Genomic DNA, 17,864 nt, shown 5'->3' with positions numbered 1-17,864 from the left:
GTGACACCGGAGCGGCTATATGGGCCTGCATCGCCTGAAAAGCAAAAGGCCAGGTCATGGACCTGGCCTTTGATGCTGTGGTGCCGGTGAAAGGACTCGAACCTTCATGGGGTCACCCCCGGCTGATTTTGAGTCAGCTGCGTATACCATTCCGCCACACCGGCAGGCAGCGTGTGAGTGTAACCGAGGAGGGCAGGGCTTTCATAGGGGCAAGGCAGATCGAGGCGTTTCCTGTCGGCATCGGCTCTGCGATGGCTATACTGCGCCGGCTTGAATGCCTCCAGGAGCCATAGCCGATGACAGTGTTGCAGGACCTGAGGGTGCTGGTGGTCGAGAACGACGAGATGAGCGCAGCCTTGCTGCAGATGCAGCTGGTGCATGCCGGCGCGACCGTGGTCGGGTTGGCGGCGAGCGTGGCTGAAGCATTGCGCGTGCTGGAAGACTCGGTCCCCGATGTGGCCCTGCTGGACTATCGCCTGGCCCGCAACGAGACCAGCGAGCCGGTGGCGGCAGCATTGTCGGCGCGAGGCGTACCGTTCGTGCTTGCCACCGGAATGCTGGCTGAGCAGCTGCCCGAGTCTATGCTGTCCGGAGTACTGCTGGTCAAGCCGTATCTGTCGGCGGACCTGACCCGGGCGCTGAGCCGTGCGGTGGGCCGTTCCAGCGCAACGGCGTGAGAACGGCGCTTCAGCCGGCCTCCTCGTACAGGTAACGGATGTCCTCGCGGTCGTCTAGGATGCTGTACTGCCCGGCCAGGTTGTCCGGATCGGGGTTGAGCCACGCATCGAGATGCTCCCTGCGGATCGGTATCACGCCGCGATCGTGACCTGCCGCGGCGACATCGCGTGGCGGGGTGTCGGTGATCGTGGCGAATGAGAGCAGGCGTCCTTCCGGTCCCTCCCATTCCGCCCAGAGGCAGGCCAGAAGCAGGTCGCGGGGCGGGTCGGGGCGAAACTCCAGCACCACATCCTGCTCCTTTTCACTGGCGCCAAGCGCGCGCCCTGCGATCGCGTGGCGTGGTACGTGCTCATAGAACGCCTGCACCACGACAACGCCGTGGCGAAGGCCGAACGCGCCGCGCCAATAGCCTTCCAGGCTGTCGCGTCGTGCGTTGTAGGTGCCGGGGTAGAGCACGTCGTTGCGTGCCGGCTTGTCCGGCAGCCGGCATTGGTAGCGCATCGGCTTGATCACCCGTCGGCCGCTCTCGCTGACCATCACCGGCGCGTAGGTGCCGGGAAAAATGCGGTTGTCGCGCGGCAGTAGTTGTACCCGGTGCAGGTCCTCAAGCCGGGCCTGGGCGCGCTCGATGCGGTTGCCGGCCACGCGCAGGTCGTTGCGTGCCTTCTGGGTCGGGCGGGTGGCGAGCGTCGCGTGGGCGATATCGCGGCGCTCGCGTTGGCGGGCCAGCTCCGCCTCGAGATTCTGGCGTTCCTGCGCATGCCACTGCTGGATCTTCGCAACGATGTCGCGACCCTGTTCGGTGCGCGCGCCGGCAAAGCCGTCGTCCATGGCCTTGGGGGTTTTCGGCCGCTTCTTGCCGGGATCGTGCGCGTACAGTTCGGCGAACTCCTCCAGCGACAGGATGGCACCGAACTCGCGGACCAGCTTGGCGTAGTCAGCGCGGATCAGGGCGGAATAGCACATGGGAACTCTGCAGGCCTGGGTCGCAGTCGTTGCGACGTGGATGCGGCAGGATAGCCCGACCTACAGGGAGATACCGCATGAATGATTCCGTCAGCTGCCAGTTCCGCGAGGCTGTCCCCACGGTCGAAGACTATTGCCAGCTGCGTGTGCTGGCGGGCCTCAGTGCCAAGAGCCAGGAGGCGGCGGCACGCGCGCTGCCCAATACCCTGTATGGCGTGTGCGCCTACCAGGGCAATGAGCTGGTAGCGATGGGCCGCATCGTCGGCGATGGTGGGTGCCACCTGCAGGTCTGTGATATCGCCGTGCTGCCGCGCCTGCAGGGGCAGGGCCTGGGCAAGGAAGTGATGCGTCGCCTGGATGGCTGGATGCAGGCGAACCTGCCGCCGTCTGCATACGTCAGCCTTCTGGCCGATGGTGAAGCGCACCGGTTGTACGCGCAGTTTGGTTTCGCACCCGCCGCACCTGCATCGATCGGGATGTATCGCCGGTTCTGAGATGTGTTCAGGCTGAGGCCATCCATGCGTGGCATGGATCTACTGGGCCAACCGGCCGCCGGATCCATCCCGGCCTGCAGTAGATCCGCGCCATGCGTGGACAGGGTTTTCCCGGGAATCTCAGGCAAAGAAAAACCCCGGCCGAAGCCAGGGTTTTCAAGAATTGGCGTCCCCACGGGGATTCGAACCCCGGTCGCCACCGTGAAAGGGTGATGTCCTAGGCCTCTAGACGATGGGGACGCACGAAAACTTCAAGTTGTAGATCCTTCGACGGCCTAATGTCGAAGTGGTGGAGCCAAGCGGGATCGAACCGCTGACCTCCTGCATGCCATGCAGGCGCTCTCCCAGCTGAGCTATGGCCCCATGAAACTCCGGATGATCTGCCGGGAGCAGAGTCCGTTTTGAAACTGGCGTCCCCACGGGGATTCGAACCCCGGTCGCCACCGTGAAAGGGTGATGTCCTAGGCCTCTAGACGATGGGGACGCACGAAAAACTTCAAGTTGTAGAACCTTCGACGGCCTAATGTCGAAAGTGGTGGAGCCAAGCGGGATCGAACCGCTGACCTCCTGCATGCCATGCAGGCGCTCTCCCAGCTGAGCTATGGCCCCGTGTTACCGAGCCGCCTATCATACCTGCGTGTTCACGTTTGTGGAAGTCTTTTTTGAACTTTTTTCGTTCCGGTTCAACCGCAGCCACGAGGGCAGGGGAACCGCAACGCCACACCCTGAATACCGGTAGGCGGTGAACAAAAAAGACCCGGTTATCGGCCGGGTCCTCGTTGTTCGTGATGAGTGGCGTCCCCACGGGGATTCGAACCCCGGTCGCCACCGTGAAAGGGTGATGTCCTAGGCCTCTAGACGATGGGGACGCAATTCTCATCAATGTTCTTTAGCGACCTTTCGACGGCCTAATGCCGAAAGATTGGTGGAGCCAAGCGGGATCGAACCGCTGACCTCCTGCATGCCATGCAGGCGCTCTCCCAGCTGAGCTATGGCCCCACGTCGCTGAGGAGCGAAATAATAGCCTTGCCCCAGGGGGTTGGCAAGCATTTGTTGCACTTTTCTTCACGCGTGTTGCGAAGCCGATGTCAGTCGCCTGCGGCCGTGGTGTCGTCGGTCAGAGCGGCCAGGATCGGGCACTGGTCCAGCGCGCCATGGCCGGGGCAGGCGTCGACCAGCTGCGACAGCGCGATGTGCATGCGCTGCAGTTCGGCCATCCGTTGTGCGATGTCCTGCAGGCGGGCCTGCGCGGTGTCACGCACGCTGCCCATGTCCTGCTGGTGGTGATCACTGAGCGCGAGCAGTTCTCCGATTTCCTCCAGGCTGAAGCCCAGTGCCTTGGCGCGGCGGATGAAGCGCAGCCGGCGCAGATCCGGCTCGCCGAAGATGCGGTAACCCCCGGCCGAGCGCGCCGCCGTCGGCAGCAGCTGCTGCCGTTCGTAATAGCGGACCGTATCGATCGGCACGCCCGCCTGACGGGCCAGTTGTCCAATGTTCATGGCAGCTCTCCTGCGGATCCTGCCGGCCATTGTGAAGCCTGGAGTCTGGTCGAGAGTCAAGGCTTCAGCTCGGTGCGCGCATTCAGCCCACTTTGCAACTTTCTTCATAGCCCCGCAGATGGGCCTGTTCCTACCCTTCGCCTGAACCGGCCGTTCGATGGCCTGCAACGAACCGAGGAGGTGGTCTGTGGAGGGAGTCAGGAACGAAGCATTCGTAGAGGTTGCGGTGGTCGAATATCCGGGAGGGGACCCCTCCGCCGCCTCTGTGCTGGCCGAAATGGCCCACGTCGCCAACCGCCTGGCCCAACAGCAGCGCCGACCCTTCAAGCGTGTGCTTGTCACCCGCTGGATCGTTCCCGCCAGCCAGACCGGTGTACACCGCATCGCGGGTGCTGAAATGCTCGACGCCGCCATTCCCGCGGTGATCGCGGTTCCCGGCCAGATCAGCCCCGGAGCCTGTCTGCGCGCCGAGGAGGTCCTGCTGGACTGGTTGCGGGCCCATTATGACGGGGGCAGCCTGCTGGCTGCTGCCAGCGACGGGGTCGGTGTACTGGCCCGTGCGGGACTGCTGGCCGGAAGAACGGTCAGCGGCCCCGATCTGGGGCGACATCCAGGGTTGCAGGCGCAGGCGGTGAGCTGGGTGCCCAGTGAGCGGGCGCTGGTCGACGATGGCGATCTGCTGACGGTTGGCGGATCGCAGGCATGGCGTTTCCTCGGGCTGCGTTTGCTGTACCGGCTGCACGGGCAGGGCGTGGCGAGCGCGGTCGCGCAACAGCTCGGGATCGTCGTGCCCGCAGGAATCCAGCAGGATCTTGAGCGTTTCAGTGCCAACTTCGCCCACGGTGACCGCGATGTGCTGAAGGCCCAGCGCTGGCTGCATACCACTGCCGCACGAGGAGCCACTCTGGCCGCAATCTGCGAGGTTTCCGGATTGGAACCGCGCACCCTGCAGCGGCGCTTCCTCCGAGCGACCGGTCTGCGGCCGATCGAATACTGCCAACGGCTGCGCATTGCCAAGGCGCAGACCCTGCTGCAGCAGGGCGCAGGCATCGAGGAGGTGGCCTGGGGGGTGGGCTACGCTGATCAGAGCGCGTTCCGGCGTCTGTTCCTCCGCATCGTGGGCATGACACCGGCCAACTATCGCCGCCACGTCAACTGCAAGCGGCGGGAGCGACCGTTGATGCCGTCGGTGGCCGGAAGTCTGCGCGGCCTGCAGGCGTCCCCCGGAATGCAGTTGGGGCGGAGTGCGGCCTGACCATGGGGGGGCGGGCGAGCGCTTGCAACCTGGGCGTGACGCTTTGACCATGCAGGCAGTGGAACTTGAACAGGTGGGCTGATGTCGAGTGTTGGACCGGTACCGATGCCGGTGGTGTTGATCCTGATGTGCACGTTGCTGGCCATGATCGTTGCCCGTCTTTGGCCGCGCAGGGCAGTGGGAATGCCGCTGCCGTCGGCAGCAGGCATCGTGCTGGACATGCTGCTGATCGGCCTGCTGTGTGGTCGTGTCAGTTTTGTTGTGCTGAATTTCGCGCTCTATCGTTCGGAGCCCTGGAGCATTCTGCAGGTCACCGATGGTGGCTATCACCTGATGGTGGTGCTGGTGGCCGGGCTGTCGTGGGGATTATGGCGTCTGCGGCCGTGGCGTCAGTTGCGTGCACCGGTGCTGACGAGCGCACTGGTAGGCGTGTTGTTCTGGGTCGCTGGTGGCCAGTTGCTGTCGGCATGGGAGGAGCGGCAGATGCCGTTGCCGGCGCTGCAGGTGGCGGACCTTCAAGGCGATCGTATCGATCTGCAGCAGTTCCGCGGCAAGCCGCTGGTGCTGAATCTGTGGGCCACATGGTGCGGGCCCTGCCGGCGTGAGATGCCGGTGCTGGCGACGGCACAACAGGCACATGATGACGTGCAGTTCGTATTCCTCAACCAGGGTGAAACCCTGGATGAGGTCCAGGGTTTCCTGGCCGGCGAACGACTGATGCTGGGCAACGTGCTGCTGGATGATGACGCTGCTGCTTCCACCGTGCTCGGCGTTCAGGCATATCCTTCCACGCTCTTTTTCGACGCCGATGGGCGCCTGCGTGAACTGCACCTGGGCGAACTGACTGCGGCCGGCCTTGAACACAAACTGCGCCGGCTGCGGTAGCCTGCGCGGGCATCTCACTACGGAGTTCCCATGTTGTCGATTTCCCTGCGCACCGCCCCGGCGGTGCTCCTGCTGCCGGTCATGCTGGCATTGGCCGCCTGCAGCCAGGCACAGACGCCGCCGGGCAAGGCCGCCACGGCATCGGCGACGACTGCTCCGGCATCTGCCGCCAAGGGCGACCGTCCAGCGGTGCTGAAGGGCATCGAGAAGCACGGCTTCGAGGTCGTTGCCGAGTTCGATGCGCCGGACGGCCTGCGCGGTTTTGCTGGCGTGGTGGGAGGGCAGCAGCCTGCAGCGGCCTATGTCACGGCCGATGGCAAGCACGTACTGGTGGGCAGCCTGTTCGATGCCGAAGGTAATGATGTGGCTGCCGAAGCGGTCGAGAAGCTGGTTGCCGCACCGATGTCGGCCAAAATGTGGACCAAGCTCGAAGCCAGCGCCTGGGTACGTGATGGCAAGGCCGACGCGCCCCGCGTGGTCTATACCTTCAGCGATGCCAACTGCCCGTATTGCCACAAGTTCTGGGAGGCGGCCCGTCCGTGGGTCGACGCCGGCAAGGTACAGTTGCGCCACATCATGGTGGGTGTGATCCGCGAGGACAGTCCGGCCAAGGCCGCAGCCATCCTCTCCGCACGTGATCCGAGCGCGGCGCTGCTGGAGAACGAACACCAGTTCGACCGTGGCGGCATCAAAGCGCTGCCGAACATCAGCCGCGAGATCGCCGGCAAGCTCGACGCCAACCAGGTGTTGATGCTGGAGATGGGGTTCCAGGGCACCCCGGGCATCCTGTTCCAGGATGCACAGGGCCAGGTGCAGCGCCGGGCCGGATTGCCGCAGGGCGACGACCTGCAGACGGTGCTTGGTCCGCGCTGATCCACGCCTGCATGATGATGTAGACCACAGGCCCGCATGGTGACATGCGGGCCTGTTGCGTTCCTGCCACAGGCGAACACAACCGCTTGCGCATTGTCTGTTCGTCGTCACGTCTGAATCGTGACTGAGATCAAGCATCGTGCCTTGATTCCAATCAAGGCCAAAAGCGACAAACAGACTAGCCTTTGACGCATGGAATACAGCGTCAATGCGCGATGGATGCCGCGCTCGCCACGCCCTGATCAGGGTCGGCCGGCACAGCCATTCACGACACTCTCACTCTGTGCTTGTTACCCAGACCGCTGCGGTCGCCACCTCTCTGGCAGCGCGGCCTTGATGGAGTCGACATGGGTGCAGGCGGGGCAGTGTCATCGTCCTGTTGCCTGCCCTGCGCAGGCTGGCCGATGTCGTCGACGCAGTACCCGCATTTCCAGCAACGGCAACGCGAAGCCAGGGCGGCGCATGCATGCGCTCCGGAACCGTGATGCGAGTGTTCGTCAGGGGAGGATGCAATGCGTTTGGCCGTACTGAGTCTGGCATGCCTGGGGGCACTGGCGATCACGCCGGCGTACGCTCAACAGGGTGATGCAGAGGATGCGCAGGCATTGCGGCGCGAGATGGCCGCCATGCGCCAGGCGCTGGAACGCATGCAGCAACGGCTGGACCGGCTTGAGCAGCGCGATGCTGCGCCTGTGCAGGCAACAGCCGCGCCTGCAATGGCGCCGATGGCCTCTGCCGCCCCTTCCGACGTGATCCATCGCACCCAGGTGCCGGGTGTGGCGCAGCCGGTACTGCCGCAGCGCGATTCGGTCGCTGATCCGTCCACTGCGGCATCGCGACCGGACAGTGCGGCGGGCCCGACCGACCCGGATCTGAAGGGGTTCTTTGCCATACCCGGCACTGATACGGTGATCCGCATCGGCGGTTACGCCAAGCTGGATGCCATCGCCGATTCGCGCGCGGCCGGCGACGAGGATCAGTTCATTCCCTCGTCGATGCCGGTGGGCGGCAGCCACCGCGATGTCTCCAACTTCAACATCCACGCCAAGCAGACCCGCTTCAGCTTCGAGGCGCGGCGTCCAACCACGCACGGCAACCTGCGCTTCTATCTGGAGAACGACTTCTTCGGCAGCAGCGATGGCTACGAGTTCCGCCTGCGGCATGCGTATGGACAGCTCGGCAATACCTATGCCGGCTATGGCTACTCCAGCTTCATGGACCCGGACAGCCTGCCCGACACGCTGGACTTCGCCGGGCCGGGCGGCGCCGGCTATCTGCTGGTGGCCGGCATCCACCACAGCTTCACGATGGGCAAGGGCAACACGCTGACCGTGGCGGCCGAAGACCCGAAGACTGAACTTGCCGGTGCCAGTGATGAGCGGGCTGCGGTGAACCGTCTGCCGGACGTAACCGTGACCGCGCGCATGGAGCGCGACTGGGGCCACCTGCAGGTGGGCGCGGTGGCGCGCAGCCTGGCCTATGACGGCGATGGCGAGCGCGACCGGCGAATGGCCGGCGGCCTGCAGCTGAGTGGCTCGGCCTCGGTGGGCGAGCGCGACCTGCTGCTGTTCGGTGCGCTGGGAGGACGCGGCCTCAGCCGCTATACCGCCGACCTGACCGGCTCCGGGCTGGACGCGGTGGTCGGTGTCGATGGCCGCCTCGACGCGTTGGACCTGCACGGCGGCTTCGTCGGCTATACCCACTACTGGTCCGAGCTGTGGCGATCGAACCTGATCTTCGGCCAGCTGACCCTGGAGCGGAATGCCGCACTGGCGGCCGATGCCTTCCGGCAGAGCCGGTACGGCGTATTCAACCTGATCTGGAGCCCCGCGCCGTCCTGGACGATGGGCATGGAGCTGTTGTACGGCCGCCTGGAACAGCAGGGCGGCGCACGCGGCGACACGGTCCGGGTGCAGGGCAGCCTGCAATACAACTTCATCAAATAAGCGCCAGCGGTCGTACGCCAGCGTAACCGTCCCAACGCCCGGTTGTACCGGGCTCATGCCAGTACAGGAGATTGTCATGGCAGAAGCAAAGAAAATCGGGGTGGTCGGAGCCACCTTCCTCGTCGCCGGCAACATGATGGGCTCAGGCGTGTTCCTGCTGCCATCGAGCCTGGCCAAGATTGGTACCGCCTCGATCTGGGGCTGGTTGATCACTACCGCCGGTGCGCTGTTGCTGGCCTTCGTGTTCGCCAAGCTGGGCAAGCTGGCACCCAAGGCGGGCGGCCCGTACGCCTATGCGCGCGACTGGTTCGGGCCCTACATGGGCTTCCAGACCAACACCATCTACTGGTTCGCCAACTGGATCGGCAACGTCGCCATTCCGATCGCGGCAGTGGGCTATTTCAGCTACTTCTTCCCGATCCTGTCCGAGCCGCTGGTGCGCTGCATCGCGGTGCTGATCCTGGTGTGGGCGCTGAGTTTCGCCAACGTGATCGGTCCGGCGTTCGTCAGCCGGGTGCAGACCGTCACCACCAGTTTTGCGCTGGTGCCGATCCTGGGCATCGCCATCTTCGGCTGGTTCTTCTTCGATGCCGACATTTTCAAGGGCGCCTACAACGTGTCCGGCGAATCGAACTTCGGCGCGATCTCCAGCGCCGCGGCGCTGACGCTGTGGGCCTTCATTGGCGTCGAGTCGGCCTCGGTCACCGCTGGTGTGGTCGAGAACCCGGAAAAGAACGTGGCCCGCGCCACCCTGGCGGGTGTGTTCCTGGCCGCCATCGCCTACATCGCCAGCTCCTCGGTGATCATGGGCATGGTGCCCAATGGCGAACTGCAGACTTCCGATGCGCCGTTCGCACTGGCTGCGGCCAAGGCCGTCGGTGGCTGGGGCGGTGCGCTGGTCAGCCTGTGTGCCTTCATCGGCGCTGCCGGTTCGCTGGGCGGCTGGATCCTGCTGACCGCGCAGAGCGCCAAGGCGGCCTCCGATGACGGCCTGTTCCCGAGCATCTTCAGCAAGACCAACAAGGACGACGTACCGGTCAAGGGCGTACTGATCGTGGCCGTGCTGATGACCTTGGCGGTGCTGGTCACTTCCACCTCGGAAACCGCGTCGGCACAGTTCGACGTGATCACATCGGCGGCGGTGGTGCTGACCCTGCTGCCCTACATCTACTCGTGCGTGGCCTGCTACTTCGTGGTCGAGCGCTCGCACACCCTGGTCCACACCGGTGCGTTCTGGACCCTGACCAGCCTGACCGTCGTTTACTGCCTGTGGGCGATCTACGGCTCGTCGGGAACCATCGTGCAGTACGCGTTCCTGTTCGTGCTGTTCATCACCGTGTTCTATCCCTTCTTCAGCGAGGAGCGCCGCCAGCAGCGGCAGCGCGCCCGCGAGGCCTCGGCGATCAGCGCCGGCGCCCAGCGTTCCTGAGTTAGACAAGGAGAATCAACGTGTACTTCAAGTCCCTGGACTACCCGGTCATTGTCATCGACAACGACTACGAGTCGCCGCGCATCGGCGGCATCCTGATCCGCGCCCTGGTGGAAGAGCTGCGCAGCAACGACCAGCGCGTGCTGTGCGGCCTGAACCTGGACGATGCCCGTGCCGGTGCCCGCACCTACGTGGCGGCGTCGGCGGTGCTGATCTCGATCGATGGCAGCGAAGAGGTGGATGGCGAGTTCCAGCGCCTGACCGCCTTCCTGCGCGAGCAGAGCGCGCGCCGCGCCAACCTGCCGGTGTTCCTGTACGGCGAGCGCCGCACCATCGAGAAGGTGCCGAGCAAGCTGCTCAAGTACATTCACGGCTTCATCTTCCTGTTCGAAGACACCAAGAGCTTCATCTCGCGACAGGTGATGCGCGCGGCCGAAGACTACATGAAGAACCTGCTGCCGCCGTTCTTCAAGGCGCTGATCCATCACGCGGCCGAGTCGAACTATTCCTGGCATACGCCGGGCCATGCCGGCGGCGTGGCGTTCACCAAATCGCCGGTCGGCCGTGCATTCCATCAGTTCTACGGCGAGAACACCCTGCGCAGCGATCTGTCGATCTCGGTGCCGGAGCTGGGTTCGCTGCTCGATCACACCGGCCCGATCAAGGACGCCGAGAACGAGGCGGCACGCAACTTCGGTGCCGACCATACCTTCTTCGTCACCAACGGCACCTCCACCGCCAACAAGATCGTCTGGCACGGCACAGTGGCCCGCGGCGACGTGGTATTCGTCGACCGCAACTGCCACAAGTCGCTGCTGCACGCGCTGATCATGACCGGCGCGGTGCCGGTGTACTTCACCCCCAGCCGCAACGCGCATGGCATCATCGGCCCGATCAGCCTGGACCAGTTCACGCCCGAGTCGCTGCAGCAGCGTATCGCCGCCAACCCGCTGGCCAGCAAGGCCTACAAGGCCGGCTCCAAGCCGCGCATCGCAGTGGTGACCAACTCCACCTACGATGGCCTGTGCTACAACGCCGAGAAGATCGCCGACGAGATCGGCAGCGCGGTGGACTTCCTGCATTTCGACGAAGCCTGGTACGCCTACGCTGCGTTCCATCCGTTCTACGAGAACCACTACGGCATGGCCAAGGGCAAGCCGCGCGAGCAGGATGCGATCATCTTCACCACGCATTCCACGCACAAGCTGCTGGCCGCGTTCTCGCAGGCCTCGATGATCCACGTGCGCAACTCGGCGCAGCGCAACCTGGATGCCGAGCGCTTCAACGAGTCGTTCATGATGCACACCTCGACCAGCCCGCATTACGGAGTGATCGCGGCCTGTGATGTGGCCTCGAAGATGATGGAAGGCGACGCCGGCCGTTCGCTGGTGCAGGAAATGCATGACGAGGCGATCGCGTTCCGCCGCGCGATGCTGCATGTCCGCGATGACCTCGGCCGCGACGACTGGTGGTTCAGCGTGTGGCAACCGACCCAGGTCGAGCGCAGTCTGGACAAGGGCGATACGCCGGCACCGATGGTGGCCAAGCGCGAGGAGTGGTACCTGCAGCCGGATGCGCACTGGCACGGCTTCGAGAACCTGGTGGATGACTATGTTCTGATCGACCCGATCAAGGTGACCCTGCTGACCCCGGGCCTGGCGATGGACGGCAGCATGGGCAAGCTGGGCATTCCGGCGGCGGTGCTGAGCAAGTTCCTGTGGGGCCGCGGCATCACCGTGGAGAAGACCAACCTGTACTCGGTGCTGTTCCTGTTCTCGATGGGCATCACCAAGGGCAAGTGGAGCACCCTGGTCACCGAACTGATGGCGTTCAAGGAACTGTACGACCGCAACGCGCCGCTCAGCCAGGCACTGCCGACGCTGGCCGCCGACTACCCGAATGCCTACGCCGGTTGGGGCCTGCGTGACCTGTGCGACGCGCTGCATGCGTTCAACCAGGAATTCGCGGTGGCCAAGGTGATGCGCGAGATGTACGTGGATCTGCCGACGCCGGTGATGACCCCGGCCGATGCCTACAACCACCTGGTGAAGGGCGAGATCGAGCGGGTCGACATCGAGCAGGTCAGTGGTCGCATCGCCGCGACCATGCTGGTGCCGTACCCGCCGGGCATTCCGACCATCATGCCGGGCGAGCGCTTTGGCGACAGCGATGAGCCGATCATCCAGTCGCTGCGCATCGCCCGTGAGCAGAATGCCCGCTTCCCGGGCTTCGAGTCGGACGTGCACGGGCTCATCATCGAGAACGACGGCGATGTGACCTCGTACAAGGTGGAGGTACTGAAGGCCTGACCGGCGACGGTCTGCCCTTCGGCGAACGATGGATACCGCGCGCGAGCAACGCATCCTGAAGTTCTCGATCGGGGTCACCATCGCGGTCAGCGTGGTCGGCTTCAGCGGTGGCCTGCTGGTGGGATCGCAGGCCATCCTGTTCGACGGTGTGTACAGCCTGGTCGACGTTGCCCTGACCCTGGTGTCGTTGTCGGTGCTGCGGCTGGTGGCGCGGGAACAGAGCCCGCGCTTCCAGTACGGCTACTGGCACCTGGAGCCGATGGTCGAGGCGCTGGGCGGTGTGATCCTGTCGCTGGCCTGCGTGTATGCGCTGGCCAACGCGGTGATCGGTTTGACCACGGGCGGACACGAGGTGAAATTCGGGCCCGCGCTGTGGTGGGCGGCGCTGCTGAGTGCCAGCAACCTGGCGATGGCGGCGTTCGTCGCCCAGCGGGCGCGGCGCCTGCGCTCGGCGCTGTTGTGGCTGGATGTACGGGGCTGGCTGCTGGGTGGCTTGATGAGCCTGGCGGTAGTGCTGGCCTTCGTACTGGCCCTGGTCCTGCATGGCGGTGAGTGGCACCACTGGGTGCCGTACCTGGATTCGATCGTGCTGGCATTGATCAGCCTGGCGGTACTGCCGGTACCGGCGCGCAGTGCGTGGAAGGCCATGCGCGAAGTACTCCAGGTGGCGCCGGATGATCTGGACCGGCGCGTGCAGCAGGTCATGCAGGCATTCGTGGCCGAGCGTGGCTATGCCGGTTTCACCAGCCACGTGGCGAAGATGGGGCGGATGCGCTTCATCGAAATCCATGTGCTGACCGATCCGGCTACGCCCTTGGGCTCGGTGGGCGAGGTCGATGCGATGCGTGACGAGATCGCGGTCAGGCTGGATGCTCGGGGCAGCACGTTCTGGCTGACCATCGATTTCACCGCAGACCCGGCGTGGACGTGACCACGCTTCTGTAGAGTCGAGATTGCTCGACTGCTTTTCGTCAGCGGAAGTCGAGCAGGCTCGATTCCACGGGATCGCGTGATCGTTGCGCGTGGCAGACCGGTCTGTTGCACCGGATCCGTTTGACCTCAACCGGGGTTGAGGTCACAGACTGCCGGCAACCCCCACGAGGCGCGCGGCATGAACCTGCTGACCACACCGGACTTCAGCCATGGCCTGCTGGAGCTGTTCAATCCACCGGGCCTCTACGATCCTTCGGCCAACGGCTACTCACACGTGGCGGTGGTGCGCCTGCCGGCACGGGTGATCCACGTGGCCGGGCAGGGCGGTGAAGATGCGCAGGGCCGTCTCTCGCCCAGCTTCGAGGACCAGGTCGGGCAGGCGCTGGACAACCTGCAGACCGCGCTGCGCTCGGCGCAGGCAAGCCTGGTTGATGTGGCGCGGTTGCGCATCCTGGTGGTCGGCCACGATGAGGACCGGCTGGGCATCATTGCCCACCAGGTGCGGCGACGCTGGCCGAATCGTGCGGCGCCCACCTGCACGCTGATCCCGGTGCCGCGACTGGCGCTGGACGGCATGCTGTTCGAGATCGAGGCGGAGGCCTACGCCGCCTAGCGCAGGTAGTACTCCACCGGCACCACCAGTTCCTGTGGTGCCTTCAGTTCATCGGGAATGGGTGGTAGCGGCTGCGCGCGACGGAAGGTCTGCAGCGCAGCGTCATCGAGCATCGGCTGGCCACTGGACTGTTCCAGCCGCAGAGCCAGCAGGCGGCCTTCGCGGTCGATGCTGGCCCTGACCCAGGCAGTGCCCTGCTGCCGGCGCGAGCGTGCGGCGGCAGGGTAATAGCGGTAACGCTCCAGCCGTGCCATCAGGCGGGCTTCCCACTGGTCGCTGGCGGCGCCGGCCTGGAAGTCCGCCGGTGGCGAGTCTGGAGCGGGCGGAGCGGCCGTGATCGATGCCGGTGCGGGACTGGCATCGGTCGCGGCCGCCGGCGGGGCGACCGGCAGCGGCGTTCGACCCGTCCCGCCCGTTTCGCTGGCGGCCAACTCGCCCTCGCGCGCGGCGGTGGGTTTCGGTGGCGAGGGCGACTTTGCCGGTTGCGATGCGCGCGCCTGCTGCGCCTGGCTGGGGGCGTCGGCCTGGCGCTCCTCTACGGGCTGTGGCGGCGTGGCCGGCGCCAGCAGGCGCAGGCTGATGCGCACGTCCTGCTCCGGCGGCGGCAGCATCGGCGGCGCTGCCACCCAGTGCACCAACAGCAGCAAGGGCAGCAGGTGCAGGACGGCGGTGATCGCGATCGCCTGCCAGTGTTGGCCGCGCTCACTCATCGTCCAGCACCCACAGCAGATCGGCATCCGCCGCATCCACGGTTTCACCCGGCGAAGCCAATGCGATCACCAGCGCAGGCGTAGCCGGTGACAGGTAGCCCGGTACCCCGGTACCGCGCAGTACATGCCAGCGCCCCGCTACCAGCAGCGCCGGCGCGGGCGCATCGAGCAGCACCTGTGCCATGCGTGTGTCGCGGGCCTGTTGCACGGCCAGCATCCCTTCCAGCATCGGTGCTGCGTCTGCGTGCTGGGCCAGCACCACCGCCGACAGGCGCTGGCGGGCAGCGGCCACCGGGAACCGTACGCCCTTGGTGGACGCGAGCAGCGCGTTGACCTCGGCACGCGACAGGTTGCCGCCGAACAGCGGCGTGCCTGCATCGGCAGCATCCTGTACCAGCCCGCCATACGCGGCCCACGGCCAACGCGTATCCCATTCCAGCAGTTCCTGCAGGCGTGCACCTTCGGCCTGGTTGCCCTTGGCCAGCCAGCGCTGCACCCGCTGCAGGCGTGGCTGGCGCTCGCTGGCGATCATTTCCAGCACCAGCGAACCCTGCGGGCGCCGCCGCTGCAGCGCCTGCAGCAGCCAGCGCTGGGCGGCGTGGTCTCCGGCGAGGTCATGGCGCTCACCCAGCATCAGCCTCCGGGCGTCCGCCGCACGCGCCACGAACGCGGCTTCGTCCAGGTGCCGGCCGTTGGCCAGGTCGATCACTGAGCCAGGCATCGACTGCGCGCTGGCCACGGTCGCCAGCGCGAGCAGGCATACGGGCAGCCAGCGACGGCTAGAACGCCACATTGACGCCCATCGAGACGGTACGGCCACGGCCGTTGCCGCGGTCCAGGATCGGGCTGAAGATGCTGTCGATCGAGGCATTGTTGTCATAGGCCTTGTTCTGCAGGTTTTCGATGTTCAGCCACAGCGTGGTGTTGGCCTGGGGCTTGAAGCTGGCGTAGAAGTCGAGCAGCACGCCGGTGCCGCCGGTCTTGCGGGTCTGGAAGAAGTCGTAGCCTTCCTCGGTCGGCCCGGAGTACTCGGCGCGCAGGCCGGCCTGCACGCGCTGCTGCCACCAGCGGCCGCCCACGTCCAGCGTCCAGTAGCGGTCGGGCAGGGCGGTGATGTCTTCCAGGTTGACGAACTCGATGGCCGGCGCACTGGTGTGCGAGCGGGTCCAGCTCAGCGTGGCGTGGTAGTGCTCGCTGGCGTAATGCGCTTCCAGTTCGATACCGCGCATGCGCACCACGCCGGGGTGGTTCATCCAGCGCGTGGTGGTGCTGAAGTCGTCCACGTCCAGCGCATCGGTCCAGGCAGTGAGTTGCGGATCGCTGTCGATCGGCACCACGAACGGTTCCACTTCCGGCGGATGCACGATCAGCAGGTACTGCGGCTTGATGTAGTCGCGGATGCGGTTGTCGAAGCGGGTGATCCGCAGCTGTGCCAGGTCACCGTCGACCAGCAGCGAGTCGGTGCTGAGGTTGGCACCGAACTGCAGGTTGCGCGAGCGCTCGCGGCGCAGGAACGGGTTGGCGCCCACGCCATCGGCGTCGCTCATGCCTTCCAGCGGGATCTTCTCGAAGAACATCTCCTGCACCCGCGGCGGGCGGGAAGTACGCGAGGCTTCTGCGAACAGTTGCAGCCAGTCGGTGGCTTGCCAGGATACCGCCAGGCTGGGGCTGAGTGCGCGCTCGGTGCGACGCACGTCGATGCCGCCGCCATTGATCTCCGCGCACTGGCCGGGCACATCCGAGCACACCGGGATGTGGCCACGGATGCCGAAGCGGTCCTGGCGCAGGCCGGCGGTCAGCGCGTAGATGTCGTACTGCAGCTCCAGAGTGCTGAACACGCTGTCCAGCTGGCTGCGACCTTGCGGGTTGGCACCGCGCAGGACGGGGGTGTCGGCCACATAGATGTCCGATTGGTGCTTGATGCCGGTGTTCCAGCGCGCCTGCAGTGCCCCGATGTCGAAGCGGCTGGTGTTGTCCACGGTCCAGCTGCTCAGGCTGCTGTGGGTGCGGCGACCGATGTAGCTGGAATCCTCCACTGGCGGATAGAACAGCCGGGTCTTGTTGCCGGCGAAGGTTGCACGCAGGTCGATCCACGGCGAATAGGGTGTGTAGTGGTAGCTGGCGCGCTGGTTGCGCGCGGAAATCTGCCACGGATAGTTGTGGTAGAAGTCGTTTTCGTAACGCATGTGGCTCAGGTTCAGCCGGTGCTGGTCGCTGGGCTGCAGGCGTGCTTTCAACAGCCAGCTGCTGGGCTGCTGGCTGCCCGGGTCGGCGTTGTTCTTCTGCCCACGCGCGGTTGCGTATTCGCTGCTGCGGCTGCTGCTGGCAGCCGCCAGCAGGCCGAACTGGCGGTCGCCACCCTCTTCACTGTGGCGCCAGGCACCGGCGAAGGTACGGCCGCTGCCGTAGCCGTTGTTGCCGTGGCGATAGCCTGCACGCAGGCCCCAGTCACGGCGCTCATCGAGCAGATCGTCGATATCCAGCGTGCGGAAGTTGGCACTGCCGGCCAGCGTGCCCGCGCCATCACCACCGGCGACCGCACCGCGCTGCACGTCCACGCCGGCCAGCAGGAAAGGATCGACATAGGCGAACGGACCGCCCGAGCCATGCCCGGCATTGTTGCGGAAGGTCTGGGTGACACCGTCGATCATGGTGTTGACCCGGCCGGCACCGGTCATGCCGCGGATGTTGACCTGCAGGCCCGGCTGGCTGCGCGAATGGAAGCTGTGGGTGCCGGGCATCGAGCGCAGCAGGCTGTTGCCTTCCTGGCGTTCGGCCATCGCCACGCGCTCGCTGCCGACCGTGGGCGCAAAGCCATCGCGGGTGGCCGGTACATATTGGCTGGCGCCGGCACCCGGCGCCTGGCCGTGCGTGGTTGTGCCCTGCACCCGCAGCGGGCCGGTGCGGCGGCTGCCATCGGTACGTTCAGCCGGCGCCGGTTCCAGGGCGGCACGACGCGCATCCACGAAGCGCGGGCGCAGGCCGCTGCCCGCCAGCAGGCGCGTCAGGGCCTGCGCATCGTCGAAGTCACCGCGCAGCGCAGGCGCCGAATGACCGGCAGGCAGCGCCGCGCCGATCACCAGATCTACACCGGTCAGCCGGCTGTAGGCGTCCAGCGCGGCGGCCAGTGGCTGGGCGGGAAGATCGTAGCTTCGAGTGGCGGCCTGCGCGTGGGCGCTGTCTGGCAGCAGTGGAACGGTGCTGGCGCAGGCCAGCGACAGGGCGAGGACAAGGGGGCGGGGGCACAGCATCGGGGGCTCCAGGGGCTGACGCA

The 17,864-nt window shown here is 65.8% G+C and carries 15 protein-coding genes and 7 tRNA genes; 10 read left to right on the top strand and 12 right to left on the bottom strand.

What is annotated here, in order from left to right:
* Positions 1-78: 78 nt before the first annotated feature.
* Positions 79-164 (bottom strand) — tRNA-Leu (locus tag CKW06_RS14655).
* Between the two features lie 132 nt (positions 165-296).
* Here CKW06_RS14655 and CKW06_RS14650 point away from each other — a divergent pair.
* Positions 297-677, top strand: a complete 381-nt coding sequence (locus CKW06_RS14650; protein WP_005410076.1) for a response regulator — start codon at positions 297-299, stop codon at positions 675-677.
* 10 nt (positions 678-687) lie between these two features.
* Here CKW06_RS14650 and CKW06_RS14645 read toward each other — a convergent pair whose 3' ends face one another.
* Positions 688-1,644: an SOS response-associated peptidase family protein gene (locus tag CKW06_RS14645; protein WP_005410075.1), complete on the bottom strand. Its 957-nt coding sequence runs from the start codon at positions 1,642-1,644 to the stop codon at positions 688-690.
* Positions 1,645-1,721: 77 nt separating this feature from the next.
* On the opposite strand from CKW06_RS14645, the gene CKW06_RS14640 reads away from it, so the two are divergent.
* A complete protein-coding gene (locus CKW06_RS14640) occupies positions 1,722-2,138 on the top strand; it encodes a GNAT family N-acetyltransferase (protein ID WP_024957819.1) in 417 nt (138 codons plus the stop codon).
* A 164-nt stretch (positions 2,139-2,302) separates the two neighbouring features.
* On the opposite strand, the gene CKW06_RS14635 is transcribed toward CKW06_RS14640, so the two are convergent.
* From CKW06_RS14635 to CKW06_RS14605, 7 genes are all read right to left on the bottom strand, one after another.
* Positions 2,303-2,378 (bottom strand) — tRNA-Glu (locus CKW06_RS14635).
* 47 nt (positions 2,379-2,425) lie between these two features.
* Positions 2,426-2,501: transfer RNA gene (locus CKW06_RS14630), tRNA-Ala, on the bottom strand.
* A gap of 45 nt (positions 2,502-2,546) precedes the next feature.
* Positions 2,547-2,622: transfer RNA gene (locus tag CKW06_RS14625), tRNA-Glu, on the bottom strand.
* A gap of 49 nt (positions 2,623-2,671) precedes the next feature.
* Positions 2,672-2,747 (bottom strand) — tRNA-Ala (locus tag CKW06_RS14620).
* A 184-nt stretch (positions 2,748-2,931) separates the two neighbouring features.
* Positions 2,932-3,007: transfer RNA gene (locus CKW06_RS14615), tRNA-Glu, on the bottom strand.
* Between the two features lie 54 nt (positions 3,008-3,061).
* A tRNA-Ala gene (locus CKW06_RS14610) sits at positions 3,062-3,137 on the bottom strand.
* 89 nt (positions 3,138-3,226) lie between these two features.
* On the bottom strand, positions 3,227-3,637 hold the full coding sequence (locus CKW06_RS14605; RefSeq protein ID WP_005410073.1) for a heavy metal-responsive transcriptional regulator: 411 nt from the start codon (positions 3,635-3,637) through the stop codon (positions 3,227-3,229).
* Between the two features lie 187 nt (positions 3,638-3,824).
* On the opposite strand from CKW06_RS14605, the gene CKW06_RS14600 reads away from it, so the two are divergent.
* The 8 genes from CKW06_RS14600 (at position 3,825) to CKW06_RS14565 (ending at position 13,880) form a co-directional block, all read left to right on the top strand.
* Positions 3,825-4,892, top strand: a complete 1,068-nt coding sequence (locus CKW06_RS14600) for a GlxA family transcriptional regulator (RefSeq protein ID WP_005410072.1) — start codon at positions 3,825-3,827, stop codon at positions 4,890-4,892.
* 81 nt (positions 4,893-4,973) lie between these two features.
* Positions 4,974-5,777 (top strand): TlpA disulfide reductase family protein, encoded by an 804-nt coding sequence (locus tag CKW06_RS14595; RefSeq protein ID WP_024957820.1) that lies wholly within the window; start codon positions 4,974-4,976, stop codon positions 5,775-5,777.
* A gap of 30 nt (positions 5,778-5,807) precedes the next feature.
* A complete protein-coding gene (gene dsbG / locus CKW06_RS14590) occupies positions 5,808-6,650 on the top strand; it encodes a thiol:disulfide interchange protein DsbG (RefSeq protein ID WP_005410070.1) in 843 nt (280 codons plus the stop codon).
* 512 nt (positions 6,651-7,162) lie between these two features.
* Positions 7,163-8,596, top strand: a complete 1,434-nt coding sequence (locus CKW06_RS14585; protein WP_024957821.1) for a DcaP family trimeric outer membrane transporter — start codon at positions 7,163-7,165, stop codon at positions 8,594-8,596.
* A gap of 76 nt (positions 8,597-8,672) precedes the next feature.
* Positions 8,673-10,025: an arginine/agmatine antiporter gene (adiC, locus tag CKW06_RS14580; RefSeq protein ID WP_005410068.1), complete on the top strand. Its 1,353-nt coding sequence runs from the start codon at positions 8,673-8,675 to the stop codon at positions 10,023-10,025.
* A 20-nt stretch (positions 10,026-10,045) separates the two neighbouring features.
* The gene (locus CKW06_RS14575; protein WP_005410067.1) at positions 10,046-12,334 is read left to right on the top strand and encodes an Orn/Lys/Arg family decarboxylase; all 2,289 of its coding nucleotides are present in this window, start codon (positions 10,046-10,048) and stop codon (positions 12,332-12,334) included.
* Positions 12,335-12,362: 28 nt separating this feature from the next.
* A complete protein-coding gene (locus CKW06_RS14570; RefSeq protein WP_024957822.1) occupies positions 12,363-13,265 on the top strand; it encodes a cation diffusion facilitator family transporter in 903 nt (300 codons plus the stop codon).
* 180 nt (positions 13,266-13,445) lie between these two features.
* On the top strand, positions 13,446-13,880 hold the full coding sequence (locus CKW06_RS14565; RefSeq protein ID WP_005410065.1) for a RidA family protein: 435 nt from the start codon (positions 13,446-13,448) through the stop codon (positions 13,878-13,880).
* Here the strand turns inward: CKW06_RS14565 and CKW06_RS14560 are convergent.
* Genes CKW06_RS14560 through CKW06_RS14550 form a run of 3 tightly spaced genes read right to left on the bottom strand, consistent with a single transcriptional unit; the run spans position 13,877 to position 17,841 of the window.
* The gene (locus tag CKW06_RS14560; protein ID WP_024957823.1) at positions 13,877-14,590 is read right to left on the bottom strand and encodes an energy transducer TonB family protein; all 714 of its coding nucleotides are present in this window, start codon (positions 14,588-14,590) and stop codon (positions 13,877-13,879) included. The genes CKW06_RS14565 and CKW06_RS14560 overlap by 4 nt on opposite strands.
* Positions 14,583-15,383 carry a ChaN family lipoprotein gene (locus CKW06_RS14555; protein WP_024957824.1) on the bottom strand — a complete coding sequence of 267 codons (801 nt, stop codon included), beginning with the start codon at positions 15,381-15,383 and terminating at the stop codon, positions 14,583-14,585. The genes CKW06_RS14560 and CKW06_RS14555 overlap by 8 nt, the downstream gene beginning before the upstream one ends.
* Positions 15,370-17,841, bottom strand: a complete 2,472-nt coding sequence (locus CKW06_RS14550; RefSeq protein WP_024957825.1) for a TonB-dependent receptor — start codon at positions 17,839-17,841, stop codon at positions 15,370-15,372. Before CKW06_RS14550 ends, CKW06_RS14555 begins: the two co-directional genes overlap by 14 nt.
* Between the last annotated feature and the right edge of the window lie 23 nt (positions 17,842-17,864).

It is taken from the genome of Stenotrophomonas maltophilia (assembly GCF_900186865.1).
In the GTDB taxonomy this organism is placed as follows: domain Bacteria; phylum Pseudomonadota; class Gammaproteobacteria; order Xanthomonadales; family Xanthomonadaceae; genus Stenotrophomonas; species Stenotrophomonas maltophilia.
The sequence above is the reverse complement of the archived record's forward strand: the minus strand, read 5'-3'. Positions and strand labels throughout refer to the sequence as shown.

Excerpts from the sequence above, each read along its gene's own strand:
- CKW06_RS14650 (WP_005410076.1), top strand. The coding sequence starts at position 297 with ATGACAGTGTTGCAGGACCTGAGGGTGCTGGTGGTCGAGAACGACGAG.
- CKW06_RS14645 (WP_005410075.1), bottom strand. The coding sequence starts at position 1,644 with ATGTGCTATTCCGCCCTGATCCGCGCTGACTACGCCAAGCTGGTCCGC.
- CKW06_RS14640 (WP_024957819.1), top strand. The coding sequence starts at position 1,722 with ATGAATGATTCCGTCAGCTGCCAGTTCCGCGAGGCTGTCCCCACGGTC.
- CKW06_RS14605 (WP_005410073.1), bottom strand. The coding sequence starts at position 3,637 with ATGAACATTGGACAACTGGCCCGTCAGGCGGGCGTGCCGATCGATACG.
- CKW06_RS14595 (WP_024957820.1), top strand. The coding sequence starts at position 4,974 with ATGTCGAGTGTTGGACCGGTACCGATGCCGGTGGTGTTGATCCTGATG.
- dsbG (WP_005410070.1), top strand. The coding sequence starts at position 5,808 with ATGTTGTCGATTTCCCTGCGCACCGCCCCGGCGGTGCTCCTGCTGCCG.
- CKW06_RS14585 (WP_024957821.1), top strand. The coding sequence starts at position 7,163 with ATGCGTTTGGCCGTACTGAGTCTGGCATGCCTGGGGGCACTGGCGATC.
- adiC (WP_005410068.1), top strand. The coding sequence starts at position 8,673 with ATGGCAGAAGCAAAGAAAATCGGGGTGGTCGGAGCCACCTTCCTCGTC.
- CKW06_RS14570 (WP_024957822.1), top strand. The coding sequence starts at position 12,363 with ATGGATACCGCGCGCGAGCAACGCATCCTGAAGTTCTCGATCGGGGTC.
- CKW06_RS14565 (WP_005410065.1), top strand. The coding sequence starts at position 13,446 with ATGAACCTGCTGACCACACCGGACTTCAGCCATGGCCTGCTGGAGCTG.
- CKW06_RS14560 (WP_024957823.1), bottom strand. The coding sequence starts at position 14,590 with ATGAGTGAGCGCGGCCAACACTGGCAGGCGATCGCGATCACCGCCGTC.
- CKW06_RS14555 (WP_024957824.1), bottom strand. The coding sequence starts at position 15,383 with ATGTGGCGTTCTAGCCGTCGCTGGCTGCCCGTATGCCTGCTCGCGCTG.
- CKW06_RS14550 (WP_024957825.1), bottom strand. The coding sequence starts at position 17,841 with ATGCTGTGCCCCCGCCCCCTTGTCCTCGCCCTGTCGCTGGCCTGCGCC.